This is a genomic window from Pseudomonas sp. JAI120, from assembly GCF_014207255.1.
Lineage (GTDB): Bacteria > Pseudomonadota > Gammaproteobacteria > Pseudomonadales > Pseudomonadaceae > Aquipseudomonas.
In genome coordinates, this window is record NZ_JACHCZ010000004.1 from 448,124 (window position 1) to 473,949 (window position 25,826).

Below are 25,826 nucleotides of genomic sequence, written 5' to 3' on the forward strand. Positions count from 1 at the left end.
CGTTTGGTAATAGATAACGCGCGCAAATGCAAAGCATTACCATTAGCGCGCTTTTCCTGCCAAACACTTTGGATGCATTTCACCATGCCTGCCCTTCGCCTGACGCCCATGACCCTTGGGCTTTCTGTTCTGCTGTCTGCCGGTTTTGCCTGTGCGGCCACCACCTTGCCCGAAACCTCGATCAGCGCCGAAGCTGACGAAGACGACCCGCGCGTCAAGGAAACCAGCACCGCTACTCGCACCGCTACCCCCGTGCGTTATGTGCCCCAGGCCATCGACTCGGTGAAGACCGAAAGCCTGCGCTCCTACGGCACCAACGACCTGGGCCAGGCCTTGAGCGGCATCCCCAATGTGAGCAGCGGTGCCGATACGCGCTTCGACAGTTTGCGCATCCGTGGCTTCGACGCGAGCAACGACTTCTACCTGGATGGCATTCGCGACGACAGCCAGTACGTACGCGACCTGCACAACATCGAGCGTATCGAAGTGCTCAAAGGCCCGGCAGCGGTGCTTTACGGGCGAGGCGGCCAGGGAGGGATCGTCAATCGCGTGAGCAAACTGCCAACGGCCGGGCATAAGTCGAGCATCGAAGCCCAGGGCGGCAGCAATGATTTGCGCAGTGTGTATGCCGACCTGAGCACCGACCCCAGCGATAACATCAGCCTGCGCCTGAACATGGGCAACCAGGACAACAACAGCTTCCGCGACGGCGTCAGTGGCAACCGCCAACTGTTCGCGCCGTCCATGAGCTGGCAGCTCACACCGGATCTGAACTGGCTGGTGCAATACGAATACAGCCGCTACAACCGCACGCCGGATCGCGGCATCCCCGGCGTCAACGGTCGCCCCGCCGACGTCAGTCGCAGCACCACCTACGGCGACAACCGCGATTACATCGACGACAAGTCCCAGTCCCTGCGCTCCAAGCTGGCCTACGAACTCAACGACAACTGGCAACTGCGCCAGACCTTGGGCGTGTTCAAGCTCGACAGCGATTTCGACAACACCTACCAGACCGCCTACGTTGCCTCGACCAATCGGGTGACGCGCCAACGCTGGCAGCAAGACCTGACTACCCTCAACGTCTTCAACAACGTCGAGTTGGAGGGAGGTTTCAGCACCTTCGGCCTCGAACACCGCCTGCTCACCGGCCTTGAGCTGGGCAGCCAGCGCCGCGATCCAAAGCTGTACACCGCCCCCGTCTCGGCCGTGCCAACCCTGGACCTCAACCAGCCCAACCGTAATCTGAGCCACACCGGGCGCATGAGCGTATCGAGTAACAACCACACCGAAGTCGAAAGCCGCGCCCTGTATGTGCAAGACCAACTGCGCCTGAACGATCAGTGGCAAGTGCTGGCCGGCTTGCGTTACGACCGTTTCGAAGTGGACACCAAAAACAAACTGCTCAATACCCGGCAAGACGTCAAAAGCCACAGCACCAGCCCGCGCTTTGGCCTGGTGTGGACGCCCCTGGAACACCACTCGTTCTATGCCTCGTGGAGCAAGACCTTCTCCCCGGCCGGTGGCGGCCTGATCGGTATTACCCCGAACGCCGCCGGCAGCGTCAACGACCTAAGCCCCGAACTGACCAAGCAAAAAGAAATCGGCGTGAAAAGCGACTGGCTCGACGACCGCCTGAGCACCACCCTGGCGGTGTACGAACTGGAACTCTACAACCGCCGCACAAGCGACCCGCTGGACCGCACCATCACCCTGCTCAGCGGCCTGCAGCGTTCACGCGGCGTGGAGCTGACGGCCACCGGTAAGATCGTCGGCAACTGGTATGTACGCGGCGGCATCGGCCTGCAGGATGCCAAGGTCGAGAAGGACAACAATGGCTTTGAAGGCAAGCGCGTCAGCGACGTGGCCAAGCGCAACGGCAGCCTGTTCCTCACCTGGAAACCGGAGATGGGCTGGTACGCGGAGACCGGTTTGACGTTGGTCGGCGACCGTTACGCCGACAGCCTCAACACCGTGGTGCTGCCGGGTTATGGCCGTTGGGACGCGTTGGTCGGGTTCCGGCAGAAAGAATGGGACGTACGCGCGGCGCTGAACAACATTGCCGACAAGAACTACTACGAATCGGCGACCAGCGTGGCGCAAATTCAGCCGGGCGAGCCGCGTAATCTGGTGGTGACGGGGACCTACAGTTTCTAACCCGATACAAAAACACCAATCCCGTAACAGCTGTCGAGCGCAAGCGAGGCAACTGCTACGGGGTCAACGATATTTTTTCAGTTACTCATCAACTCGCACAACGCGTGCATTTCATCCTCGCTGAACAACCCCACCGGGTAGCGCTCATTCATCACACTGCGCAAATCCGGCTGCTGCCTGACCTGTCGCGAGCCGTTTTCCTTCAACCAGAGCCCCAGCGAATGGATCGCGTCACTGTCGACCCGCGAAGGGTGGAAGGTGCGCGTGTACATCGGGTTGATATTGGCATTCATTTCAGCGCTCTCTCCTACTGCGTGAGCGGCTAACTTACTCAAGGTTTATGACAGAACTATGCGGTCATCACCCTGGGCCACTGGGGCAACACCGATACAAGAGCTATGCCAATGTCGCGTATTTATAGGTGGTCGGACACAAAAAAGCCCACGACCGTGTTGGGCCGTGGGCTCGCTGTAAATGCTCAGACTGAGTAGCGCCCGTTCGCAGAAAAGGCGTTGTTACAACTGCACTCAGTTTTTATGCGGAGCCGGCTGTTGTTGGGTCAGGCAGTGGATATTCCCGCCACCCAGTAACAGTTCACGGCCCGGCACCATCACCACTTCGTGCTGCGGGAACAGGTTCTGCAAGATGGCCTTGGCTTCAATGTCCAGCGGGTCGTCGAAACTTGGCGCGATGATGCCGCCGTTGACGATCAGGAAGTTGACGTAGGAACCCGCCAACCGCACGGTCGGATTACGTTCCTGTGTGCCGTCCACCGGGTCGACCCCGGCGCACTCTTCCTCAGTGGCATACAACGGCCCCGGGATCGGCATTTTATGCACTGTGAATGAGCGCCCCTGGGCGTCGGTGCTGCTTTGCAGGACGGCCATGGCGGCGTGGCAACGCGCGTAGTTCGGGTCTTGCGGGTCGTCGGTCCAGGCCAGTAACACTTCGCCCGGGCGCACGTAGCAGCAGAAGTTATCCACATGGCCGTCGGTTTCGTCGTTGAACAGGCCGTCTGGCAGCCAGATGATCTTATCCACAGCCAGGTTGGCGCTGAGTACCGCTTCGATCTCGGCACGGTCGAGGTGCGGATTACGGTTGCGGTTGAGCAGGCATTCCTCGGTGGTGATCAGGGTGCCTTCGCCGTCGACGTGGATCGAGCCGCCTTCCAGCACGAAGCCCTCTGTGCGGTAACGCGGCGCGCGCTCGATTTCGAGGATCTTGCCGCCCACCTGCGAGTCGCGGTTCCACGGCGAGTACAGGCCACCGTCAAAACCGCCCCACGCGTTGAAATCCCAGTTCACGCCGCGCACTTCGCCACGGTCGTTGATCACGAACGTCGGCCCGGTATCACGCACCCAGGCGTCATCGCTGGACATTTCCACCACCCGAATATTCGGCACGTCCAGACGGGCGCGGGCGTTTTCGTACTGGCCGGCAGAAACCGCCACGGTCACCGGCTCAAAACGTGCGATGGCCTTGGCCACGGCCACGTGAGCGGCCTGCGCAGGCTTGCCGCCCAGGCGCCAGTTGTCCGGGCGCTCGGGCCACACCATCCAGGTTTGGGTCTGTGGCGCCCATTCGGCGGGCATGTGGAAGCCATCGGCGCGGGGGGTGCTGTGCAGGGTGGTCATGGCGATCAGGACTCCGAATGGGGTAAAGGCCGACTTTATAACGGATAAAAATCGGCTTTAAAAGCGAACAAACAGGCTAACTGATAAATGTGACAGTCAATTGCCGATAACAATCGATTATTTACAATTGCTCATCCAGCACCTTCGACAGCATGTCGACAAAGAAGTCCACGCTGCGCCTGGACGTCACCATCGGCGGCTTGATCTTGAGGATGTTCAAATAATCGCCAGTCGGCTGCATGAAAATCCCCAATTCCCGCAATCGATCACACAACAGGGTGGTCTCTTCGGTGGCGGGCTCCAGGGTTTGCCGGTCACGCACCAACTCCAGGCCCAGATAGAAACCGGAACCGTGAACCGCGCCCACCAGAGGATGACGGTCGATCAGTGCTTCCAACCGCGCCTTGAAATGCCCGCCAACCACTTGGGCGTTTTCCCACAATTTTTCTTCTTCCATCACATCCAGCACCGCCATGCCGATCCGGCAACTCACCGGGCTGCCCCCCGACGATGAGAAGAAATACCCCTCGGCCTCCAATGCCTCGGCGATCTCGCGACGGGTGATCACCGCGCCGAGTGGCTGGCCGTTGCCCATGCCTTTGGCCATGGTGATGATGTCGGGCACCACGCCCTGCTCTTCGAAGCCCCAGAAGAAATGCCCCATGCGGCCGTAGCCGACCTGCACTTCATCGGCGATGCACACGCCGCCCTGGGCACGGACCAACCCGTACACCTGCTGCAAGTAACCCGGCGGCAGGGAGATGCCGCCGGCGTTGCCATACACCGGCTCACAGATAAACCCGGCCAATTGGCGCTTGCTCGCAGCGATTTTCGCCAGGTTATGTTCCACGCTTCGTACGTAGTCCGGGGCACTGTCCTGCCCGCGGAATTCACCGCGATAGGTGTTCGGCGCGGTGACCGGGTGGACCCACTCCGGGCGGCTGCTCAGGGCCTGGGGGTTGTCGGCAATCGAAGTGGACACCGCATCCGCCGCCACCGACCAGCCGTGATAGGCCTCCAGCACACTGAGCATGTCGCGCCCACCGCTGTAGGCCCAGGCCAGGCGGATGGCCAGGTCGTTGGCCTCGGTGCCGCTGTTGACCAGGAACACCCGATCCATACCCTCCGGCGCCAGCGCCAGCAAGCGCTCGGAAAACTCGGCAATGGCCGCATAGTGAAACCGCGAGTTGGTATTGAGCAGCGACCATTGCCGCGCCGCCACCGCCGCCATGCGCGGGTGGCCGTGACCCAGCACGGCGACATTATTGAGCATGTCCAGGTAGGAACGGCCCTGCATATCGATCAGGTGGTTGCGCCAGCCGCGCTCGATGCGTGGCGGGTCGACGTAATAGTGCTTCTGCGACCGCGCGAAACTGGCGTCACGCCGGGCCAGCAGAGCGTGGGGGTCTAGCTCCGGTTCGGCATCGCAGGCCAGTCCCAGTAATGCCGCAGGCGATGGACACAAGGCTTGCCAGGCCAAGGCACGGGACGGTGTACAAAACAGCGGCGGTTTGAGGTCGGCACGGCACAGTTGCACGGTCAGCGGCCCATGGACCTCACCGAGAACCTGCCCCTTCACCAGCAATGAACCGTGCTTCAACCGGGTGTTCACGCCCCACAGCCGCACGCTCAGCTCGACCCCTTGCACGCTCACAAGGCCATCGGCGTCCTGATGCAGCGTTCCGGCGAAAGGCGCCTCCAACACCGTGCCATGGGGCAAATGCAGCTCTACGTGGAGGGGAAAAGTGTGCGGTTCGGCGGCACTGTCCGGGCAGGTACGCGACAGCCGATATTGGCCATAACGACTTGCCGCCAGCCCATGCACGGTTGCCGCCTGATCCAGCAGATGCCGATCAATGCCGGGCAGTTCCCAGTTGCCGGCTTCGAAATGCGGGCTGAGCACGCCCAGGTCGATCAGCGCGAACTCACGCCCCACCAGGCCCGGCAGCAACGGTGCGAAGTCCTGGCTGGCAATCGACGGCAGCGTCTCACCGACACTGCTGAGAATCGCAGCCTCCATCAGTTCAAACGGCACCGACGTCGCCACATGGAAAATTTCCCACTCGTGCTCGGCGTTTTTCAATAGATAAGTGTTGTCCGGATCCAGGCGTTGCTGCTGTTCGCTGCTTAATACCAACACTGCCGCACGGGCGACGATCAGCGGCCACAATGCCTGCAATTCCTCGCGCTGCAGCGGGGTCACGGCGTGGCAGGCCTGGACCGCCGGCAGGATGGCAAAAGGGTCGCCCTCGGCATGGTGCAACAGGGCCGCGCAGGTCACCGACAAGTCGGCAACCCGCCAGGTGTTCACCAGGTCGCCGAAATCGATGACGCCTTGCAGTTGCCAGTGCCGTTGCGCATCGCGCTGCCAGACCACGTTGTCATCGGTGATGTCCATGTGCACCGCTTGCCTGGGCAGGCGGTCGGCCAGGGGGCGAATGCGCTGTTCAACCTGCTCGGCCACCTGTTCCAGTACGGCGCGGTGGGGCAGGTTTTCCAGGGTGGCCAACAGATGGGTGATCAGTCCCCGAGCATGGCGCGGGTCCCATTGCAGGGTACGGTCCAGTCCAGGGTGCGAGAAATCAGCCAGCGCGAGGCTCATGCGCCCGCACAGGTCGCCGAAACCTGCGATCACATCGCGCCCCAAATGCGGCAGATGGGTCAACGGCTGGCCGTCGATATAATCCAGCAGCCGCAGGTGCAGGGGCTGGCCATCGACCGTCACGCTCAACAGCTCTTCACCGCTCAGGGCCTTGATGACCTTGGGCACCCGCACAGCCTGCAGGGTGTTGAGGGCCGCGTGCTGGGCTTGCAGCTCAATCGCGGCGTAGTCGCCCCGGCAGATTTTCAGAACAAACCGGCCGCGGGTGCTGTCGACTTTGTAATTGAGGTCTTGCTGGCTGCCCAGTGACTGCAGGGTGCCCGTGAGGCCGTAGTGCTGCTCGAGCAATTGCGCTGCCTGGTCGGTGCCTACTTGCGGGCAGGGTAGATTGGCGCGATGGATCAACGTAGCAAGCAGCATGGGCGTGGCCTCGTTTTTTTCAGGGGTGTATATCGCCATTGTTCAGGTGAGTTAGGCAACCCCCCTACGCATACCGCGCTTGCGCCTATCTTCCGCACAACTCAAGCTATGCTTCATTCGCTTAATGTCCGTCTAAGGAAAAGGCCCTCCGACATGCGCATTCTCATCACCGGCGGTGCTGGATTTATCGGCTCCGCCCTGATCCGCCATCTGATCCAAAACACCGAACACGAAGTGCTTAATCTGGACAAACTTACGTATGCAGGCAATCTGGAATCACTGACCAGCATTGCGTCCAACAGCCGCTATGAGTTCGTACAGGCCGATATCATTGACCAGGCGAGCGTCAGCGCCGTGCTGAAGCGCTTCGAGCCACAGGCAATCATGCACTTGGCTGCAGAATCCCATGTCGATCGTTCGATTGACGGGCCGTCGGATTTTATCCAGACCAATATCGTGGGCACCTACAGCCTGCTGGAGGCCACTCGCGCGTACTGGCACACGCTGGCGGAGCCCTCCAAGAGCGCTTTCCGTTTCCATCACATCTCCACCGATGAGGTGTACGGCGACCTGCACGGCGTTGACGATCTTTTCACCGAAACCACGCCTTACGCGCCCAGCTCACCTTACTCCGCGAGCAAGGCGGCGTCCGACCACCTGGTGCGTGCCTGGCAGCGCACCTACGGCCTGCCGGTATTGCTGACCAATTGTTCAAACAACTACGGCCCTTTCCACTTCCCCGAGAAGTTGATCCCGCTGGTCATCCTCAACGCGCTCGCGGGCAAGCCATTACCGGTCTATGGTAATGGTTTGCAGGTGCGCGACTGGCTGTTCGTCGAGGACCATGCCCGCGCACTTCTGAAAGTGGTAACAGAAGGTGTGGTCGGCGAGACCTACAATATCGGCGGCCACAATGAGCAAAAAAACATCGACGTGGTACGAGGCGTCTGCGGCCTGCTGGAAGAATTGGCACCGCAACGTCCGGCCGGTGTGGAAAAATTTGCCGACCTGATCACGTTCGTCAAAGATCGACCAGGCCACGATCAGCGCTATGCAATCGACGCCAGCAAGATCGAACGCGAACTGGGCTGGGTCCCGGAAGAAACGTTCGAGACCGGCCTGCGCAAGACCGTACAGTGGTACCTCGACAACCTGGAATGGTGCCGCAGGGTACAGGACGGCAGTTATCAGGGCGAACGATTGGGCAACACCGACATGAAGGATCTGATTGCATGATGAAGGGAATCGTATTGGCAGGCGGCTCAGGCACTCGCTTGCACCCCATTACCCTGGGCGTGTCCAAGCAGCTGCTGCCAGTGTATGACAAGCCGATGATCTATTACCCGATCTCGGTGCTGATGCTGGCGGGAATCAAAGACATCCTCGTGATTTCCACGCCAGTGGACTTGCCGCAGTATCGTAACTTGCTGGGCGATGGCAGCCAGTTCGGCGTGCGCTTCACCTATGCCGAGCAGCCGTCGCCGGATGGCTTGGCCCAGGCATTTATCATTGGCGAAGAATTTATCGGTAATGACCCGGTATGCCTGATCCTGGGTGACAACATTTTCCACGGCCAATATTTCGGCGAACAGTTGCGGACTGCAGCCAGGCGTCCTTCCGGCGCGACGGTATTTGGTTATTGGGTGAAAGACCCAGAACGATTTGGCGTGATCGACTTCGACAAGGATGGTCGCGCCCTGTCGATTGAAGAGAAACCACTCAAGCCAAAGTCCCCCTATGCCGTAACCGGCCTTTATTTCTACGACAACGACGTGATCGAGATCGCCAAAGCCGTGAAACCTTCACATCGTGGCGAGCTTGAGATTACCGACGTCAACAACGCCTATCTCAAGCGCGGCGACCTGCATGTGGAACGTTTCGGGCGCGGCTTCGCTTGGCTCGATACAGGCACCCACGACAGCCTGTTGGAAGCTTCGCTCTACGTGCAGACCATCGAGCACCGCCAGGGCCTGAAAGTAGCCTGCCTGGAAGAAATTGCTTACCAGAACCGCTGGATTGACCGTGAATACTTGCTGGAGCGGGCCAGATATTTTGGCAAGACCGGCTACGGTCAATACTTGTTCACCCTCGCAGGGGATAATCCATATGAATGTATCCGCCACTGAGTTGCCCGGGGTATTGATCATCGAGCCAAAGGTTTTTGACGATGAACGCGGTTTTTTCTATGAGAGTTTCAATGCCCGGGACTTTGCGCAAGCAACCGGGCTGCAGCAAGAGTTTGTTCAGGACAACCACTCGCGCTCACAAAAAGGCGTATTGCGCGGCCTGCATTACCAAGTGGAACACGCTCAGGGCAAATTGGTGCGAGTGACCGCCGGTGAGGTGTTAGACGTCGCAGTGGATATACGTCAGAGTTCACCTGCATTTGGCAAATGGGCCAGCGTTCGGCTATCGACCGACAACAGTCGCCAACTGTGGATTCCTCCGGGGTTCGCCCATGGTTTTGTGGTACTCAGCGACTACGCCGAATTCCTCTACAAGACGACTGATTACTACACACCCTCTGCAGAGCGCTGCATCCGCTGGGACGATCCGGATCTCAATATCGATTGGCAATTGACGGGGCCTCCAACCTTGTCTTCCAAGGATCAGAGCGGCAAAAGCCTGAAAGACGCCGACCTGTTCCCATGAAAATCCTGATCACCGGCCAACACGGCCAAGTCTCCCAGGCGCTGCAAACGCAGCTTCAGGGCCTGGGCAAACTGATTGTGCTTGGCCGCGAACAACTCGATCTGGCCGACGCCGAGCGCATCCGCCAGCAGGTGCGCGCCCACCGCCCCGACCTGATCATCAACGCCGCCGCCCACACGGCTGTGGATCAAGCTGAAAGCGAAGCGGACCTCGCCTTCGCCCTCAACGCCATCGCCCCCGGTGTTCTCGCCGAGGAAGCCAAGGCCCTGGAAAGCCCGTTGATCCACTACTCCACCGACTACGTGTTCGACGGCAGCAAGCCGGCGCCCTACACCGAAGCTGACACGCCCAGCCCCTTGGGCGTCTACGGCCAGAGCAAACTGGCCGGTGAGCGGGCGATTGCCGCAGTGGGCGGCGCACACCTGATCCTGCGCACCAGCTGGGTCTACTCCAACCACGGCAAGAACTTCCTGCTGACCATGCAGCGCCTGCTGCAGGAGAAACCCCACCTGCGCATCGTCGCCGACCAGATCGGCGCGCCGACGTGGGCCGGGACCCTTGCCGCCAGTACGCGGGTCCTGATCGAACGCTGGCAAGCGGGCAAGGCCGGGGAATGGGGCATCTACCACCTGACTGCCGAGGGTGAAACCTCGTGGTTCGGCTTTGCCCAGGCGATCGGCGAGCACCTGCGCGCCAGCGGCCGTGCCTGTGCCGAACTGGAGGCGATCCCGTCCAGCGCCTACCCGACGCCCGCCCGGCGCCCGCTGAACTCACGCCTCGATTGCAGCCACCTGCGCCAGCAATGGCACGTCACTCAGCCGCTGTGGCAAGACGCACTGCGCGAGTGTCTTGCCGGGCAGCACTAGGCATAATGCGCCTGTACCCACAGGCGCACGACTCCCATGACCCCACCCCTTCCGCGAAGACCCCGCTGGCGCAGCCTCGCCCTGTTGGCCCTGTGCCTGGCACCGCTGCTGTGGCCGCTGGAGCATTTGGCCGAGCGCTACTATCGCAGCGAACTGGCCGGGCAAAACCGCCAGACCCTCGACCTGTACGTCGCCAACCTGCTGGGCACCCTGCATCGCTATGAAGTGCTGCCGCAGATTCTAGGCGACTTGCCGGCCTTGCGCACGGCGCTGGATGCACCACAGGTAAGCACCAATCTGGTCAACGCCAACCTGCTGCTCAAGGACGTCGCCGCCCAGGCCGGGGTGGAAGTGATGTATTTGATGGACACCACCGGCAAGACCCTCGCCGCGTCCAATTGGGACAAGCAGGACAGTTTCGTCGGGCGCAACTTCTCGTTCCGGCCCTATTTCAGCGAAGCCATGGCCGGGCGCCTGGGGCGGTTTTTCGGTCTGGGCACCACTTCGGCCAAGCGCGGCTATTTCTTCGCCGCCGCCGTGCGCGATGGCGACAAAATAATCGGCGTCCTGGTGGTCAAGGTCGACCTGGACCACACCGAAAGCCTGTGGGGCAACACGCCCGAGCAACTGCTGGTTACCGACCATAACGGCGTGGTGATCCTCACGTCGCGTCCACAATGGCGCTTCCGTGCCACGCGGCCGCTGACCGCCGAAGAGCGCCAGGCCATCATTGCCATCCAGCCCTACCCCACACGTGACCCGCAGCCGCTGACCCTGAGCAACAGCGCATGGCTGCGCCAATCCACCGCCATTGCCGAGACCGGCTGGAATGTGGAGATCCTTGCACCACAATCCTTGATCAGCCGCCCGGTGCGCACGGTGGTCGCCGTGGGCGGCGCCACATTGCTGGTGTTGATGCTGCTGCTGGGCCTGTTGATGCAACGCCGTCGCCACTACCTGGAGCGTATCGCCTTCGAAGCCAAGGCCCGCCGCGAGCTGGAAATGCGTGTGGTCGAACGTACCAGCGACCTGGAAGGCCTGAACCGACGCCTCAAACAGGAAGTGCTGGAGCGCGAACACGCCCAGCAGGAACTGGTGCGCGCCCAGGATGACCTGGTGCAGGCCGGCAAGCTGTCGGCGCTGGGCACCATGTCGGCGAGTATCAGCCACGAACTCAATCAACCCCTGGCGGCGATCCGCAGCTATGCGGAAAACGCCGAGATCCTGCTCGACCATGAGCGCACCAGCGATGCCCGGGGCAATCTCAAGCTGATCAGCGAACTGACCGGGCGCATGGCCTCGATCATCGCGCACCTGCGCGCCTTCGCCCGGCGCGACCGCCATGCCCCGGAAAGCGTGGCCCTGCAACCGGCGCTGGACGATGCGCTGGCGCTGCTGGCCAAGCGGCGGCGGTCGATGGAAGTCGAGTTGATCCGCGATTTACCGGAAGCGACCCTGTGGGTGCAGGCCGGCGAAACCCGCTTGCGCCAGGTGCTGGGCAACCTGCTGGCCAACGCCCTCGACGCCCTCACCGAAAAAGGCCCGCCGCGCAAACTGTGGCTGAGTGCCGAAACCACCGCCCAGGGCGTCAACCTGTACATTCGCGACAATGGCCCAGGCTTTTGCATGGAAGCGTTGGGCCGTGCCAGTGAACCGTTCTACACCACCAAGACGCGCACCCAAGGCTTGGGCCTGGGCCTGGCGATCTGTGAAACCCTGATGCGTGCCTTTGGTGGCGAACTGCTGTTTGCCAACCACAAGGAAGGCGGCGCGCTGTTAACCTTGAAATTGCGCGCCGGCTCGCCGGGCGTCAGTCTGCAACCGTCCGAGGACCGCAGTGTATGAGTATCGATAACCAGATTCAGGTGGTGTTGATCGACGACGATCCACACTTGCGTCAGGCCCTGTGCCAGACCCTGGACCTGGCCGGGCTGAAAGTCCTGACCCTGGGCGAAGCCACCGGCCTCACCGCGCGCCTGTCGCGGGATTGGCCGGGCGTGGTGGTCAGCGATATCCGCATGCCCGGCATGGACGGCCTGGAGCTGCTGGCCGATCTGCACGCCCAGGATCCGGACCTGCCGGTGCTGCTGATCACCGGCCACGGCGACGTGCCGTTGGCGGTGCAGGCCATGCGCGCGGGGGCCTATGACTTCCTCGAGAAACCCTTCTCCAGCGACGCCCTGCTCGACAGCGTGCGCCGCGCCCTGGCCCTGCGCCGATTGGTACTCGACAACCGCAGCCTGCGCCTGGCCCTCAGTGACCGCCAGCAGTTGAGCACGCGCCTTGTTGGGCACTCCCCGCAAATGCTGCGCCTGCGCGAGCAGATCGGCGCCCTGGCCGCGACCCGTGCCGATGTGCTGATCCTCGGTGAAACCGGCGCTGGCAAGGAAGTGGTGGCCCGCGCGCTGCACGACCTGTCGAGCCGGCGCACCGGGCCGTTTGTGGCGATCAATGCCGGGGCGTTGGCCGAATCGGTGGTGGAAAGTGAACTGTTCGGCCATGAGCCCGGCGCCTTTACCGGCGCGCAAAAACGCCGCATCGGCAAGTTCGAATTCGCCAATGGCGGCACGTTGTTCCTCGATGAAATCGAAAGCATGAGCCTGGACGTACAGGTCAAGCTGCTGCGCCTGTTACAGGAGCGTGTGGTGGAGCGCCTCGGCGGCAATCAGCTGATCCCGCTGGATATCCGCATCATCGCCGCCACCAAGGAAGACCTGCGCCAGGCCGCCGACCAGGGCCGCTTCCGTGCCGACTTGTATTACCGCCTCAACGTCGCGCCATTGCGCATTCCGCCACTGCGCGAGCGCGGTGAAGACGCGCTGATGCTGTTCCAGCACTTCGCCGACGAAGCCAGCAGCCGCCACGGCCTACCGTTGCACGAGTTGCAACCGGGCCAACGCGCGCTGCTGTTACGCCACAATTGGCCGGGCAATGTGCGCGAATTGCAGAACGCCGCCGAGCGCTTTGCCTTGGGCCTGGAGTTGGCGCTGGACAACACGCCGGACAGTCCCGCCAGCAGCGTGCTGACTTCCACGCCGGGCGGCTTGAGCGAGCAGGTCGAGCAGTTCGAAAAAAGCCTGATCGCCGCCGAACTGACCCGCCCCCACAGCTCCATGCGCAGCCTCGCCGAAGCACTCGGCGTACCGCGCAAGACCCTGCACGACAAACTGCGCAAACACGGCCTGAACTTCGCCAACCAAAGCGCTGACGACGAATGACCCTGCCCACCCATCAAGAGGCCCCCATGAGCCGCGACAGCCGTTACCTGGAATCCATCCTCCACCACGACATCCCCCTGACCCGCGAAATGGGCCTCAAGGTGCTCGACTGGCAAGACGGGCAACTGCGGCTGCACCTGCCCCTGCAAGCCAATATCAACCACAAGAGCACCATGTTCGGCGGCAGCCTCTATTGCGGTGCGGTGCTGGCGGGTTGGGGCTGGATGCACCTGCAACTGCGCGAGGAAGGGATTGAAGACGGGCATATCGTGATTCAGGAAGGGCAGATCAGCTATCCACTGCCGGTGACGCAAGATGCGACCGCCCTTTGCGCGGCGCCGGAGGAGAAGGTGTGGAAGCGCTTTTTAGCGACCTACAAGCGCTATGGCCGGGCGCGGCTGACGTTGGACACGTGGATCGTGAATGAGGGCAGTGAAGAGCGGGCCGTTACGTTCACCGGCCAATACGTCCTGCACCGCTAGAAGCCAATACACAAAAAAATTTGGGAGGGGGCAAGCCCGCTCCCACATTTTGATCGGCTGAGATATTAAGAGCGGGCCAGGGTCAGCAAGCGCTCACGCCACGCCGCCTTCGCCGGCAACGCCAGGAAAAACGGATTCAACAACGATGCCCGCGCCGGATAGCTGAACGGCTCGCCACTCAACTCCAGCACCTCGCCGCCCGCCCCTTCCAATACGCCCTGCGCCGCCGCCGTATCCCACTGCGAAGTCGGCGCCAGGCGCGGGTAGCAATCGGCACTGCCCTCAGCCAACAGGCAGAACTTCAACGAACTGCCGATATTCGCCAGCTTCAACTTACCCAATCCTTCGCTCAACCCGTCCAGCAAACGCTCTTGCTCGGGGCTGGTATGCCGGCGGCTGGCAACCACGGTAAACGCCTCACCCATTGCCGGCGCCTCGCGCACCTGGATCTGCCTGGGCGCTTCGTTCACATCGGAGCGCCACGCCCCCAGGCCGGCACCCCCGAAGTAGCAACGGCCACTGGTGGGCATGGATACCACACCGAACACCACGCGGCCCTGTTCGACCAGGGCAATATTGACGGTGAACTCTTCGCTGCCGGCGATAAATTCCTTGGTGCCATCCAGCGGGTCCACCAGCCACCAACGCTGCCAGCCGGCACGTACGCTCTGGTCGATGTCGGCGTCTTCTTCAGACAGCACCGGGATACTCGGGTCCAGTGCGGTAAGGCCTGCGAGAATCAGATGGTGGGCGGCCAGGTCGGCCGCCGTGACCGGCGAATCATCGGCCTTGGAGGTCACCGCCACATCGGCGCGCCAATACGGCAGGATCACTTCACCCGCCTGGCGAGCCAGCTCGATCACAGGGGCGATATACGGGTGGCCTAAAAACAGTTCGCTCATGGGGTAAACGCTCCACGCTGAATCAACAAATCTCGTACCAGGTACAGCGCGGCCAGGGCGCGGCCTTCGCTGAATTGCTCGTTTTGCGCAAGCTGCGACAGCTCGCGCAGGTTGACCCGCTCCACGCGCATCGGCTCGGGCTCATCGCCTTCCAGGCGTTCTTCATAGAGTTCGGTGGCGAGCACCACCTGGATTTTCTGGCTCATGTAGCCAGGGGACAACGACAGTTCGGTAATGTGCTCCAGCTGCCGTGCGCCGTAGCCGGCTTCTTCCTTGAGCTCACGGTCAGCCGCCGCCAGCACGTCTTCACCCGGCTCGATCAGGCCCTTGGGCAAGGACAGCTCATATTCATCAGTGCCGCCGCAGTACTCCTCAACCAGCAACGCATGATCCTCGTCGATCATCGCCACAATCATCACCGCGCCGTAACCGGCACCGCGGCCTACCAGGCGCTCGTAGGTCCGTTCAACGCCATTGGAAAAGCGCAATTGCACTTCCTCCACGCGAAACAAACGGCTACTGGCGACTATTTCGCGGGCGAGGACGGTGGGTTTCTGGCGCATAAGCGGCTCCTTGGCGTGATCGGGTTACTATACCGTGGCTTTTCCGATTGTCTGTGTCGGATATCTTTACTTACATGAGACCGCACCATGCCCTCTTTGCCCTGGCACGCCATCGACACTGTCCTGCTAGACATGGACGGCACCCTGCTCGACCTGCATTACGACAACCACTTCTGGATGGAGCACCTGCCCCAGCGTTACGCCGAGTTGCACGGGGTGAGCCGGGCCATGGCCGAGATGGAGTTGCAGCCTCTGTTCGAGCGTAACGCCGGACAGTTGCAATGGTATTGCCTGGACTTCTGGAGTGCGGAACTGAACATCCCGGTACGCGAACTCAAGCTGGAAACCGCCCACCTGATCGCCCTGCGCCCGGATGCCGACACCTTCCTGACGGCGATCAAACAGGCCGGCAAGCGCGTGATCCTGATCACCAACGCCCATCGTGATTCGCTGTCGTTGAAGTTGGAACGCATTGAACTGGCGCCGTATTTCGAGCGATTGATCAGCTCCCACGACTATGGTTTCGCCAAGGAAAACCCACAGTTCTGGGATGCCTTGCAAGCCGACATCCAGTTCGACCCGGCGCGCAGCCTGTTTATCGACGATACCTTGCCGATCCTGCGCAGTGCCCAGGCGTTTGGTGTGGGGCACTTGTTGGCGGTGAAAGAGCCGGACAGCAAAAAAGGGCCGAAGGACACGGGCGAGTTTGCAGCAGTTGGTGACTACCGCGATCTCATTGTCGGGCTCTGAGCAAATGTGGGAGGGGGCTTGCTCCCGATAGCGGTGCATCAGTCACCTTGATGTCGACTGACACTCCGCCATCGGGAGCAAGCCCCCTCCCACATTTTTACTTTGTGTATTACTCAGGAATACGCAACGTCTGCCCTGGGTAAATCTTGTCTGGATGGGACAACAGCGGCTTGTTGGCCTCGAAGATCTTGTTGTACAGGTTGGCGTTGCCATACACCGTCAGGGAAATTGCGCTGAGGGTGTCGCCCTTTTTCACCACGACGAAGCGGGCGGCGGCAACCGCCGGGCCGGATACGGTGATCTGGTCATCCACACTGGCCACACCGGCAATATTGCCCAGCGCCAGCAGAATCTTCTCTTTCTCTTCCTGGGTCGCGACTTCGCCGGTTACGGTCACTTTGTCGCCATCCACCGTGGTCTGCACATTCGGATTACCCAGACCCACCTTCGCCACGTGTTCCTTCAACTGCTCACTGGCGTTTGCATTACCCGGCGTCAACAGATCGATCAACTTCTCGCCGGCTTCCTTTACAAAGCTCAAAAGACTCATGGTGTGCTCTCCTTGATGTTTGATTTCCAGATGCCAAAGACTAGACCAACCCTAAACGCTTGGGTTCCAGCCCGACCAAAGACCCAAACGCGCTAGAATCCCCCCGCCATTGGAATAAGCCCTGGAGCGAAGATGGACATCAAGCAGCTGAAATTCCTCATCGCCCTCGACGAGACCCGTCACTTCGGCCAGGCCGCGGCGCGTTGCCACATCACCCAGCCCACCCTGTCGATGCGTCTGCGCAGCCTTGAAGAAGAGCTGGACTTGCCGCTGGTCAATCGCGGCCAGCGTTTCGAAGGTTTTACCGCCCCTGGCGAACGGGTACTGGCCTGGGCACGCACGGTGCTGGCGGCCTATGACGGTTTGCAGGCCGAAGCAGCCGCCTGTCGTGGCAACCTGGTGGGTACGTTGCGCCTGGGGGTGGTGCCGTTGTCGAGCTTTGATCCACTGGCGTTGATGCAACAACTGCACAAGGAGCATCCGAGCCTGCGCTTTGAGCTCTCGGCCCTCAGTTCCGAGCAGATCCTCGAACAGTTGGCGAGCAATCGCCTGGACCTGGGCGTGTCCTACCTCGACCGCCTGGACAACGAGCGCTTCGACTCCCTGGCCCTCGGCGAAACCCGCATGGGCCTGCTTTACGACCAGCGCTATTTCAGTTTTGGCGACAAGCCGCTGAGCTGGGAGGCATTGATCGAATTGCCCCTGGGCATGCTCACCAGTGGCATGCACTTCCGTCAGTCCATCGACCACAACTTCCACAGCCGGGGCCTGCACCCGCAGCCGCTGTTACAAACCGACGCCGTGCATCAGTTGTTACAAGCTGTGCATGGCGGGCTGTGCTGCGCAGTCATGCCGCTGGACGGCGGCCTGGACGCCCTCACCGAACATTTGCGCCTGCAACCTATCGAAGACGCCCACACCCTGGCGCGCCTGGGCCTGATCATGCGGCGCAGCGCGCCTCGCTCGGCGCTGGCGGAGGCGTGTTTCGCGCTGTTTCAGAAATCGCAAACAGAGTCTTGATCGACGTCATCTATCGGTAGATCAGTACTGGCAATTAGACGCGACGCTTTGTCGCGCCTAGTCTAAACACTGATCAATCCGCCGGTGGTACTGCCCCATGAACGCCAAGCGCCCAGCCTGCGCGGCGCCTGCTCCGGAAATGTCCGCGCCCGTCGCCAGCCAGAGCTACCAGTTTTGCAACCTTGAGCACACCGAAGTCGCCAGCACAGCCTTGGCGGAAGAAGTGGCGTTGGCGATTGCCTATAACGACATCAGCCAAGCGGTCATGCTGGTCACGCCGACGGACCTGGAAGACTTTATTGTCGGGTTCAGCATCGGCAGCGGCATTATCGCCGACGTCAGCGATATTTATGATCTGAAACTCAGCGGTTCGGGCTCGACCCAATACGCTCAGGTGCAGATCTCCAGCCGTGCGTTCTGGAACCTCAAGCAGCAGCGCCGCCAGCTGGCAGGCACCAGCGGCTGCGGCCTGTGTGGAGTGGAAGCAGTGGAACAGGCCCTGCCGGACCTTCAAGTGCTGCCCGGCGCGCCCTTGCCGCCTGCCGAGTGGCTCGACGGCCTGCGCCAGCGCATCAGTGCGTTCCAGCCCCTGGGCCAGTACAGCGGTGCGGTGCATGCGGCCGTGTTCATGAATAACCAGGGCGAATTGCTCATGGGCCGTGAAGACATCGGCCGGCACAACGCTCTCGACAAGTTGATCGGCGCACTGATCCGCCAACAGATCCCGACCGACGGCGGGCTGGCGATTGTCACCAGCCGTTGCAGCCTCGAATTGATCCAGAAAGTCCTGCGCGCGGGCATCCAGACCCTGGTCAGCCTGTCGTCGCCCACCGGCCTGGCCCTGCAATGGGCCCGCCGGCATAACCTCAATCTCATCCACCTGCCGCAGAAAAGTGCGCCGCGGGTCTACAGCCCTGCGATGGAGAAACAGCCGTGAGCAATCATCATCAAGCCGACCAAACCCCAACCCCGCGCTACAAGCCCTACAAGGGCCCGGCTGGCGGCTGGGGGGCGCTGATCAGCGTGGCACAGGCGTGGTTGACCAGCGACAACGCGCTGAAAAACCTGCGCATGATGCTCAAGACCAACCAGAACGGCGGCTTCGACTGCCCGGGCTGCGCCTGGGGCGACTCGCCGGAAAGCGGCATGGTCAAGTTCTGCGAAAACGGCGCCAAGGCGGTCAACTGGGAAGCCACCAAGCGCCGTGTCGATGCGGCATTCTTCGCCAAGCACAGCGTCACCGCCCTGCTGGAGCAAAGCGACTATTGGCTTGAGTACCAAGGCCGCCTGACCGAGCCAATGCGCTACGACGCTGAAACCGACCGCTATACCCCCATCAGCTGGGAAGCGGCCTTCGATCTGGTCGGCAAACACCTCAACGCCCTGCCCAGCCCGGACATGGCTGAGTTCTACACCTCGGGCCGTGCCAGTAACGAAGCGGCGTACCTGTACCAGTTGTTCGTGCGCGCCTACGGCACCAACAACTTCCCGGATTGCTCGAACATGTGTCACGAGGCCAGCGGCGTGGCCCTGGCACAGAGCGTGGGCGTCGGCAAAGGCACCGTGACCTTTGATGACTTCGAACATGCCGATGCGATTTTCGTCTGGGGCCAGAACCCCGGCACCAACCATCCTCGTATGCTTGAACCGCTGCGCGAAGCGGTGAAACGTGGCGCCCAGGTGGTGTGCATCAACCCCCTCAAGGAGCGCGGCCTGGAACGCTTCCAGCATCCGCAGCACCCGCTGGAAATGCTCACCAACGGCGACAAGCCGACCAACACCGCGTACTTCCGCCCAGCCCTGGGTGGCGACATGGCGATCCTGCGCGGCATGGCCAAGTTCCTGCTACTGTGGGAGCGCCAGGCTCAGGCCGAAGGCAAGGAAGCCGTGTTCGACCACGATTTCCTCAATGAACACACCGCCAACGTGCTCGATTACCTGGGCCAGATCGACGATACCTCCTGGGATGAAATCGTCGCGCAGTCGGGCCTGCCCCTGGTCGAGATCGAGCAAGCGGCGCGCATGTACGCCAAGGGCAAGAACGTGATCATGTGCTGGGCGATGGGTATCACCCAGCACCGCCACTCGGTGCCGACTATCCAGGAAATCGCCAACCTGATGCTGCTGCGCGGCAACATCGGCCGCCCCGGCGCTGGCCTATGCCCGGTGCGTGGCCACAGTAACGTGCAGGGCGACCGCACCATGGGTATCAACGAGCGCCCACCGGTGGCGTTCCTCGACGCTCTGGAGCGGCGCTTCCAGTTCCAGGTACCGCGCACCAACGGGCACAACGTGGTGGAAGCGATCCACGCCATGCTCGAAGGCCGCTCCAAGGTGTTTATCGGCCTGGGCGGCAACTTCGCCCAAGCCACGCCGGACAGCCCGCGCACCTTCGAAGCGCTGCGCAATTGCGACCTGACCGTGCAGATCAGCACCAAGCTCAACCGCAGCCACTTGATGCACGGCAAAGACGCGCTGATCCTGCCGTGCCTGGGCCGCACCGACATCGACATCCAGGCCGAAGGCCCGCAAGCCGTGACGGTGGAAGACTCGTTCAGCATGGTCCACGACTCCAACGGGCAACTGCAGCCGCTGTCGAAGTTGATGAAATCGGAACCGGCCATCCTCGCCGGCATCGCCGCCGCGACCTTGGGTAGCACACCGGTGGACTGGAACTGGTTGGTGGCCGATTACAGCCGCATTCGCGACCTGATCGCCGATACCATCCCAGGCTTCAAGGACTTCAACGAACGCCTCAAACACCCCGGTGGTTTCTACCTGGGCAACTCCGCCGGTGCACGGCGTTGGAACACCCCTTCGGGCCGTGCCAACTTCCGCCCGAACATCCTGCCCAAGGACCTGATCCACGAGCGTACCCACGCCACGGGCCGCGTACCGGACCTGATCATGCAGTCGATGCGCTCCCACGATCAGTACAACACCACCATTTATGGCCTGGACGACCGTTATCGCGGGGTCAAAGGCCAGCGTGACGTGCTGTTCGTCAACGAAGCCGACATCATCCGCCTGGGCTTCAAGCCGGGGCAGAAAGCCGACATCGTGTCGTTGTGGGAAGACGGTCGTGAACGTCGAGTGAAGGGCTTCACCTTGTTGGCGTTTGATATTCCGGCGGGGCAGGCTGCGGCTTACTACCCAGAAGTGAACCCGCTGGTGCCACTGGAAAGCACTGGGGATGGCAGCCATACACCGACGTCGAAGTTCGTGGCGATACGTTTGGAAGCTGCCAGTGACAATGGGCTGATCATGGCGCGTTCGGCCTGACTGATCATTTCGGGCACAAAAAAGGCCGCTTTTGCATAAAAGCGGCCGTTCCGAAGTAGCTAAAGACTCGCAAAAATCACTTAAGTTCCCGAGTTAAAACAGTAACTTAGAGAATTGTGTACAACTCGTGTTACTGGTCGGATTTCTATTGTAACCATGTCGATACAGCCTCAGGATCGCGCCGTCATCCTCTTGAGGTCTCTCTATGAAGTTCTCCTCGATTCTCTTGTTGTCCCTTGGCCTGGTCAGTGGCGCAGCCATGGCCGGTGGCACCACCGAAGCCGGTGTGGGCGGCGCATTGGGCGGGGTTCTTGGCTCGGTTGTCGGCCAGCAGTTGGGCGGCAACACCGGTTCGACCATCGGCGCGGCCCTGGGTGGCGCAGGCGGTAGCGCAGTCGGCGCCGATAAGCGCAGCCGCGGCGAAGCAGCCATTGGCGGCGCACTGGGCGCAGCCGGCGGCAACGTGGTGGGCCGCAGTGTCGGCGGCGGCACCGGTGCACTGATCGGTTCAGCGGCCGGCGGTGGCGCAGGCGGTGCGCTGGGCAACTACATGGGCAACAAGAGCGATGATGATGATCGTCGTAGTCGTGATAACCGCCGTTATGACCGCGATGACCATCGCGGCCGTGGCCATGCCTACGGGCATCGCAAGAACAAGCATCACTACCGTCACCGCTAAGCGCTAAAAAACAGCGCAAAACCAATGTGGGAGGGGGCTTGCTCCCGATAGCAGGGTGTCAGCCACCCGTGTACTGGCTGACCCACCGCTATCGGGAGCAAGCCCCCTCCCACATTGAGTTCCGTGGTGCCTGCAACGCCGAAGTCAGACCACCAACCGCTGCAACGCCTCGCGCAACATCTCCGGAATAGTCACCGGCTGGTTCGTCCCCCGACCCACGAACACATGCACAAAGCGCCCCGCCGCACAGGCCTCCTCTTCGCCTGCCTTGAATACCGCCAATTCGTACTGCACTGAGCTGTTGCCCAACTTGCCCACCCGCAGGCCGATTTCCAGGCGGTCGGGAAAGGCAATCGACGCGAAGTAATCGCACGCCGAACTCACCACAAACCCCACCACCTCACCGTCATGAATATCCAACCCACCCTGTTCGATCAGGTAAGTATTCACCGCCGTGTCGAAGAAGCTGTAATAGGTGACATTGTTCACATGGCCGTACACATCGTTGTCGTGCCAGCGCGTGATGATCGGCTGGAAGTGACGGTAATCGGCGCGTTGCGGCATTGAGTCAGGCATGGGCACGTCTCATGAAAGTAGGGTTACAGGTCATTCAAATGGACTTGGGCCCACTCACGCACATCGGCGTAGGGATAGTCCTCCAGCGCAGCAAAACCAGGAATGCCGCGCGCCTTCAACTTGGTAAACAACGGCACGCTGATACCGCCCAGAAAACGTGTCAGTCGCTCAGCGCCTGGCAGTTGGCCGGTGTGCTCATGATGCCTGTGGATAAAATCACCGCACAGCCCCATGAAGTTTTTATCCACAAGCGGCGGCAGGCTCGGCGGTGCCGGCAGATGCGCGACGTGGCCGTAGCATACGGAGCAGTGCCCGCAGCGCAGCGGTGCGTTTTCATCACCAAAGTAATGCGCCAGCCGCTGCCCCAGGCAATGTTCGGTGGCGAACAGATCAAGCATGGCGTGAATCCGCGCCACTTCCGTCACCTCGTGCTGCTTGAAGCCTGTGTATAACTCGAGGCTCAACACCTGTGGATCAAAGTCGGTATCCAGCAGGCTGTAGACTTCGGTCATCTGCTTGCTTTCCAACTCGATCAGGCCTTGTTCCTGGAAGTAATCCAGGGCCTTCACCACCCGGCTGCGCTCGGCATTGTGTTGCTGGTAAAGCGCGTCAAAATCCACGGTCGCCCAGGTTTTTGCGCGTTTGCACACCTGGATGATCGCCGCGACAAACTGCTGGCGCTCGCCGGAAAAACGCGCCAGCAGGGCCTCGGGCTCGACCAGGTACTTGAAGCGGTACTCGGCATAAAACGCGTAGCGCGGCGCGATAACGCCCTTGAGCTCCAGTTGCACCAGCAACGTCTTCAGCGGCAATTCGCGGATATTGCTGTGGTCCGACAGCGACCTCAGCAGGAACTCCCATTGCCCTTCACTGCGCGCTGCCTGCAACTCTTCCAGCACCCGCCGAATACCGTCCTGCTCCGGCGTATCGCCATACACGAAGTTTTCCAGCACATTGAGGCTGTCGCGGTTGGCCAGCACCAGGCAGTCCGAGGGCTGCCCATCCCGCCCCGCGCGGCCGATTTCCTGGCTGTAGTTCTCGATGGATTTGGGCAGGTCAAAATGCACGACATTGCGGATATCGCTCTTGTCGATCCCCATGCCAAACGCGATGGTAGCGACGATGCAATTGGAGCGCCCACCCATGAAGCGCTGCTGGATGCCCTCACGCCTGTCGTGGGGCAAGCCGGCGTGATACGCCTCGGCCTGGATGCCGTTGCGGTTCAGGTGCTCGGCAATCTGCTCGGCGGTTTTCTGCAAGGTGACGTAGACGATGCTGGGCTGGTTGGCCCGCGCGCTCATCCACTGCACCAGGCGACGACGTTTGTCCGCACCGGCGACCGGCTCCACCAACAGGTTGAGGTTGGGCCGGTAGAAGCCCGTGGTGACCACGTCGTCGGGCGCAATGGCGAACTTGGCCTGCATGTCGGCAATCACCTTGGGCGTGGCCGTCGCCGTCAGCAGCAGCGCTTGTGGGATCTTGAACTGGCGCTGGTAGTCCGGCAGCTTCAAATAATCCGGGCGGAAGTTGTGGCCCCACTCGGAAATACAGTGCGCCTCATCCACCACCAGCAGCGAGATCTGCACACTTTGCAGGAAGTGGCGAAAACGCTCGTTCTTCAAGCGCTCCACCGAGATCATCAGGATTTTCAGCTCGCCGGAACGTGCGCGGGCCATCACGTCATTGGCGTCCTCGCGGCTTTGCGCCGAATCGATACTGCCCGCCGAAATACCATGGCGTTGCAGGAAGCCCAACTGGTCCTGCATCAACGCCAGCAGCGGCGACACCACCAGTGTCAGGTGCGGCAGCAACACCGCCGACAGTTGGTAACACAGGGACTTGCCCGACCCCGTAGGAAAAATGGCCGCAGCCGAACGACCCGCCAGTACGGCGCTGACCGTTTCTTCCTGGCCCAAACGAAACTGTGGATAACCAAAGACCTGTTGGAGGGTGTCGTGCATAAGCTGTCACTCCATTGACCGCTGAAGGTGGCCTAAAAACGTAGCCCACTGAGCTCAGCGAATCGAGAAAGGTCGCATGGAAAAAAGAGACAGGATGATACACAGGGTGCAGCAATGGCCTTGGGCCAAATTCGACAAGTTCGACTGTGGCTGTAGGAACACCACAAACCAAATGTGGGAGGGGGATTGCCCCCCTCCCACATTTCAGAACTGCGCTACAGCTGAATCAGCGATTCTGTACCCGCTCAATCGCCGTGTCATACACCGGGTTGGCCTTCTGCTCCTTGGCCAACTGGTAGTGACGCAACGCATCCGGGAACTGCCCCGCCGCTTCGTAGATCCGCGCAATGTTGTAGTAGGCACCTGCACGCACGGTGGCAGCATTGGCGCCGGTGGCAAGGGCGATAGCCTTGCGGTTGGCCCAGATCGACTCGGCAGTGTTACCGGCTTTCTGATAAGCCAAGCCGAGGTTGCCATAGGCCTTGCCGAAGCCATTGTCCAACTCGATAGCCTGGCGGAACAGGTCGATGGCCTGGTCCAGCTTGCCGGCCTGGTAGGCCGCTTCACCCTGCAGGTTCAGACGCTTCGCATCTGTTTGTATGGAAGAGCTGACGGTGACTGCGGTGACCGCGACGCTGTCATCCAGCAGCGGCTTGACTTCGTTCAGCACATTGGCGGCATTCACTGTCACGCCACTGAAGGTGTTGATGTCCTGGAAGTCGCCGCTGCCGGTCATGCGGAACACCGTCCACAGGTTGCCGCTGCGGTTTTTAGGCACGTAGTAGGTACGCACCAGCGATTGACCCATGTACACGAACACCTTGGCTTCGCTGTCAGACAACTGGCGCGAGCCTGGGTTGCCGCCATTGCTGTAGTCGTGCACGGCATAGACGTAGCTTTCGCCGTAGTGTTTTTTCTGCAGGGTGATGGTTTCCGGGCCGTAGCTGTCGGTGTCATCCACATCCAACTCGGCGTCGGTCCCCTTCTGGTTCTCGAAATAGATGTTATTGCCGGGGAAAATCATGTGGGAGTCGAGGTCACTCGGCGTCTTGCCCCACGTCAGCACCACACGCAGGCCATCGAGGTTTTCCATCACCGGGCTGATGGCGTAGGTCATGCCCGCGCATGGGCACTTCACCACCAGGTTGGAGTAGCCGGGCTTCTTGATGATCAGCAGGTTGCTCGCATCATCGGCGGCCTCACTGGTCAGCGTCACTTGGCCCTGCGCGTTGGTGCGGCCCACCACATTCTGTGCGCCGTTACGTTGCAGCAGCACTTCGGCATCGGCGATTTTCTGGTCCTTGACCACCGCACTGAGCACTTCGATCGGCAACTGTCCGGCCTGGACCGAAAAAGCCACCGCACACAATGACACCGTCGAAGCAACACGAAGCAAACCCATGCTTAACTCCCTTTAAGTAGCGGGCGGAAATCGCCCTACAAGATTTTGCGGTGAAACATACGCTGAATTCCGGGTGTCGGCGGATTTTTTGTACAGAATGTGACGTGGTT

22 protein-coding genes are annotated in these 25,826 nt (G+C 61.2%); 13 read left to right on the forward strand and 9 right to left on the reverse strand.

The window, feature by feature from the left end; translation table 11 throughout:
• The first annotated feature begins 84 nt into the window (after positions 1 to 84).
• Positions 85 to 2,157: a TonB-dependent siderophore receptor gene (locus HDC32_RS22990; RefSeq protein WP_145335841.1), complete on the forward strand. Its 2,073-nt coding sequence runs from the start codon at positions 85 to 87 to the stop codon at positions 2,155 to 2,157.
• Between the two features lie 77 nt (positions 2,158 to 2,234).
• Here HDC32_RS22990 and HDC32_RS22995 read toward each other — a convergent pair whose 3' ends face one another.
• The 3 genes from HDC32_RS22995 to HDC32_RS23005 form a co-directional block, all read right to left on the reverse strand.
• Entirely contained in the window at positions 2,235 to 2,450 is a 216-nt protein-coding gene (locus HDC32_RS22995; RefSeq protein WP_131696949.1) for a hypothetical protein, read from the reverse strand.
• A gap of 234 nt (positions 2,451 to 2,684) precedes the next feature.
• Positions 2,685 to 3,791 (reverse strand): agmatine deiminase, encoded by a 1,107-nt coding sequence (gene aguA / locus HDC32_RS23000; RefSeq protein ID WP_184745576.1) that lies wholly within the window; start codon positions 3,789 to 3,791, stop codon positions 2,685 to 2,687.
• A gap of 121 nt (positions 3,792 to 3,912) precedes the next feature.
• Complete coding sequence (locus HDC32_RS23005) at positions 3,913 to 6,813, reverse strand: aminotransferase (protein WP_184745578.1); 2,901 nt, start codon at positions 6,811 to 6,813, stop codon at positions 3,913 to 3,915.
• Between the two features lie 153 nt (positions 6,814 to 6,966).
• Here HDC32_RS23005 and rfbB point away from each other — a divergent pair, with 153 nt between their 5' ends.
• Genes rfbB through HDC32_RS23040 form a run of 7 tightly spaced genes read left to right on the forward strand, consistent with a single transcriptional unit; the run spans position 6,967 to position 14,031 of the window.
• On the forward strand, positions 6,967 to 8,049 hold the full coding sequence (gene rfbB, locus HDC32_RS23010) for a dTDP-glucose 4,6-dehydratase (RefSeq protein ID WP_184745580.1): 1,083 nt from the start codon (positions 6,967 to 6,969) through the stop codon (positions 8,047 to 8,049).
• Positions 8,046 to 8,939, forward strand: a complete 894-nt coding sequence (rfbA, locus tag HDC32_RS23015; protein WP_145335833.1) for a glucose-1-phosphate thymidylyltransferase RfbA — start codon at positions 8,046 to 8,048, stop codon at positions 8,937 to 8,939. Before rfbB ends, rfbA begins: the two co-directional genes overlap by 4 nt.
• A complete protein-coding gene (gene rfbC / locus HDC32_RS23020) occupies positions 8,920 to 9,465 on the forward strand; it encodes a dTDP-4-dehydrorhamnose 3,5-epimerase (RefSeq protein WP_145335831.1) in 546 nt (181 codons plus the stop codon). The genes rfbA and rfbC overlap by 20 nt, the downstream gene beginning before the upstream one ends.
• Positions 9,462 to 10,331, forward strand: coding sequence for a dTDP-4-dehydrorhamnose reductase (gene rfbD, locus HDC32_RS23025; RefSeq protein ID WP_184745582.1), 870 nt, complete (start codon positions 9,462 to 9,464; stop codon positions 10,329 to 10,331). Before rfbC ends, rfbD begins: the two co-directional genes overlap by 4 nt.
• Before the next feature lie 36 nt (positions 10,332 to 10,367).
• A complete protein-coding gene (locus HDC32_RS23030; RefSeq protein WP_131696956.1) occupies positions 10,368 to 12,176 on the forward strand; it encodes an ATP-binding protein in 1,809 nt (602 codons plus the stop codon).
• The gene (locus HDC32_RS23035; protein ID WP_184745584.1) at positions 12,173 to 13,549 is read left to right on the forward strand and encodes a sigma-54 dependent transcriptional regulator; all 1,377 of its coding nucleotides are present in this window, start codon (positions 12,173 to 12,175) and stop codon (positions 13,547 to 13,549) included. Before HDC32_RS23030 ends, HDC32_RS23035 begins: the two co-directional genes overlap by 4 nt.
• Before the next feature lie 26 nt (positions 13,550 to 13,575).
• Positions 13,576 to 14,031, forward strand: coding sequence for a YiiD C-terminal domain-containing protein (locus HDC32_RS23040; RefSeq protein ID WP_184745586.1), 456 nt, complete (start codon positions 13,576 to 13,578; stop codon positions 14,029 to 14,031).
• 65 nt (positions 14,032 to 14,096) lie between these two features.
• Here HDC32_RS23040 and cysQ read toward each other — a convergent pair whose 3' ends face one another.
• Complete coding sequence (gene cysQ / locus HDC32_RS23045; protein WP_167655969.1) at positions 14,097 to 14,933, reverse strand: 3'(2'),5'-bisphosphate nucleotidase CysQ; 837 nt, start codon at positions 14,931 to 14,933, stop codon at positions 14,097 to 14,099.
• Positions 14,930 to 15,496 (reverse strand): ADP compounds hydrolase NudE, encoded by a 567-nt coding sequence (gene nudE, locus HDC32_RS23050; RefSeq protein WP_131696960.1) that lies wholly within the window; start codon positions 15,494 to 15,496, stop codon positions 14,930 to 14,932. The genes cysQ and nudE overlap by 4 nt, the downstream gene beginning before the upstream one ends.
• A gap of 87 nt (positions 15,497 to 15,583) precedes the next feature.
• Between nudE and yrfG the strand changes: the two genes are divergently transcribed.
• Positions 15,584 to 16,246: a GMP/IMP nucleotidase gene (gene yrfG / locus HDC32_RS23055; RefSeq protein WP_184745588.1), complete on the forward strand. Its 663-nt coding sequence runs from the start codon at positions 15,584 to 15,586 to the stop codon at positions 16,244 to 16,246.
• Positions 16,247 to 16,355: 109 nt separating this feature from the next.
• Here the strand turns inward: yrfG and lysM are convergent, their stop codons facing one another.
• On the reverse strand, positions 16,356 to 16,796 hold the full coding sequence (gene lysM / locus HDC32_RS23060) for a peptidoglycan-binding protein LysM (protein WP_053140321.1): 441 nt from the start codon (positions 16,794 to 16,796) through the stop codon (positions 16,356 to 16,358).
• 132 nt (positions 16,797 to 16,928) lie between these two features.
• Between lysM and HDC32_RS23065 the strand changes: the two genes are divergently transcribed.
• The 4 genes from HDC32_RS23065 (at position 16,929) to HDC32_RS23080 (ending at position 21,777) form a co-directional block, all read left to right on the forward strand.
• Positions 16,929 to 17,816, forward strand: coding sequence for a LysR family transcriptional regulator (locus HDC32_RS23065; RefSeq protein ID WP_048725293.1), 888 nt, complete (start codon positions 16,929 to 16,931; stop codon positions 17,814 to 17,816).
• Positions 17,817 to 17,913: 97 nt separating this feature from the next.
• Positions 17,914 to 18,753, forward strand: coding sequence for a formate dehydrogenase accessory sulfurtransferase FdhD (fdhD, locus tag HDC32_RS23070; protein WP_131696962.1), 840 nt, complete (start codon positions 17,914 to 17,916; stop codon positions 18,751 to 18,753).
• Entirely contained in the window at positions 18,750 to 21,098 is a 2,349-nt protein-coding gene (locus HDC32_RS23075) for an FdhF/YdeP family oxidoreductase (RefSeq protein ID WP_131696963.1), read from the forward strand. The genes fdhD and HDC32_RS23075 overlap by 4 nt, the downstream gene beginning before the upstream one ends.
• Positions 21,099 to 21,303: 205 nt before the next feature.
• Complete coding sequence (locus tag HDC32_RS23080) at positions 21,304 to 21,777, forward strand: glycine zipper domain-containing protein (protein WP_167655972.1); 474 nt, start codon at positions 21,304 to 21,306, stop codon at positions 21,775 to 21,777.
• Positions 21,778 to 21,921: 144 nt separating this feature from the next.
• Here HDC32_RS23080 and HDC32_RS23085 read toward each other — a convergent pair whose 3' ends face one another.
• From HDC32_RS23085 to HDC32_RS23095, 3 genes are all read right to left on the reverse strand, one after another.
• Positions 21,922 to 22,353: a thioesterase family protein gene (locus HDC32_RS23085; RefSeq protein WP_184745589.1), complete on the reverse strand. Its 432-nt coding sequence runs from the start codon at positions 22,351 to 22,353 to the stop codon at positions 21,922 to 21,924.
• Positions 22,354 to 22,376: 23 nt separating this feature from the next.
• On the reverse strand, positions 22,377 to 24,314 hold the full coding sequence (locus HDC32_RS23090; protein ID WP_184745591.1) for an ATP-dependent DNA helicase RecQ: 1,938 nt from the start codon (positions 24,312 to 24,314) through the stop codon (positions 22,377 to 22,379).
• 226 nt (positions 24,315 to 24,540) lie between these two features.
• Positions 24,541 to 25,716, reverse strand: coding sequence for a tetratricopeptide repeat protein (locus HDC32_RS23095; protein ID WP_184745593.1), 1,176 nt, complete (start codon positions 25,714 to 25,716; stop codon positions 24,541 to 24,543).
• Positions 25,717 to 25,826 lie beyond the last annotated feature (110 nt).

Bases quoted from the DNA above. Each gene is read 5' to 3' on its own strand.
- rfbD (WP_184745582.1), top strand. From the start codon at position 9,462: ATGAAAATCCTGATCACCGGCCAACACGGCCAAGTCTCCCAGGCGCTG.
- HDC32_RS22995 (WP_131696949.1), bottom strand. From the start codon at position 2,450: ATGAATGCCAATATCAACCCGATGTACACGCGCACCTTCCACCCTTCG.
- aguA (WP_184745576.1), bottom strand. From the start codon at position 3,791: ATGACCACCCTGCACAGCACCCCCCGCGCCGATGGCTTCCACATGCCC.
- HDC32_RS23090 (WP_184745591.1), bottom strand. From the start codon at position 24,314: ATGCACGACACCCTCCAACAGGTCTTTGGTTATCCACAGTTTCGTTTG.
- rfbC (WP_145335831.1), top strand. From the start codon at position 8,920: ATGAATGTATCCGCCACTGAGTTGCCCGGGGTATTGATCATCGAGCCA.
- HDC32_RS23095 (WP_184745593.1), bottom strand. From the start codon at position 25,716: ATGGGTTTGCTTCGTGTTGCTTCGACGGTGTCATTGTGTGCGGTGGCT.
- HDC32_RS23085 (WP_184745589.1), bottom strand. From the start codon at position 22,353: ATGCCTGACTCAATGCCGCAACGCGCCGATTACCGTCACTTCCAGCCG.
- rfbB (WP_184745580.1), top strand. From the start codon at position 6,967: ATGCGCATTCTCATCACCGGCGGTGCTGGATTTATCGGCTCCGCCCTG.
- HDC32_RS23080 (WP_167655972.1), top strand. From the start codon at position 21,304: ATGAAGTTCTCCTCGATTCTCTTGTTGTCCCTTGGCCTGGTCAGTGGC.
- lysM (WP_053140321.1), bottom strand. From the start codon at position 16,796: ATGAGTCTTTTGAGCTTTGTAAAGGAAGCCGGCGAGAAGTTGATCGAT.
- HDC32_RS23005 (WP_184745578.1), bottom strand. From the start codon at position 6,813: ATGCTGCTTGCTACGTTGATCCATCGCGCCAATCTACCCTGCCCGCAA.
- HDC32_RS23030 (WP_131696956.1), top strand. From the start codon at position 10,368: ATGACCCCACCCCTTCCGCGAAGACCCCGCTGGCGCAGCCTCGCCCTG.
- fdhD (WP_131696962.1), top strand. From the start codon at position 17,914: ATGAACGCCAAGCGCCCAGCCTGCGCGGCGCCTGCTCCGGAAATGTCC.
- yrfG (WP_184745588.1), top strand. From the start codon at position 15,584: ATGCCCTCTTTGCCCTGGCACGCCATCGACACTGTCCTGCTAGACATG.
- HDC32_RS22990 (WP_145335841.1), top strand. From the start codon at position 85: ATGCCTGCCCTTCGCCTGACGCCCATGACCCTTGGGCTTTCTGTTCTG.
- HDC32_RS23065 (WP_048725293.1), top strand. From the start codon at position 16,929: ATGGACATCAAGCAGCTGAAATTCCTCATCGCCCTCGACGAGACCCGT.
- nudE (WP_131696960.1), bottom strand. From the start codon at position 15,496: ATGCGCCAGAAACCCACCGTCCTCGCCCGCGAAATAGTCGCCAGTAGC.
- HDC32_RS23035 (WP_184745584.1), top strand. From the start codon at position 12,173: ATGAGTATCGATAACCAGATTCAGGTGGTGTTGATCGACGACGATCCA.
- HDC32_RS23040 (WP_184745586.1), top strand. From the start codon at position 13,576: ATGAGCCGCGACAGCCGTTACCTGGAATCCATCCTCCACCACGACATC.
- rfbA (WP_145335833.1), top strand. From the start codon at position 8,046: ATGATGAAGGGAATCGTATTGGCAGGCGGCTCAGGCACTCGCTTGCAC.
- cysQ (WP_167655969.1), bottom strand. From the start codon at position 14,933: ATGAGCGAACTGTTTTTAGGCCACCCGTATATCGCCCCTGTGATCGAG.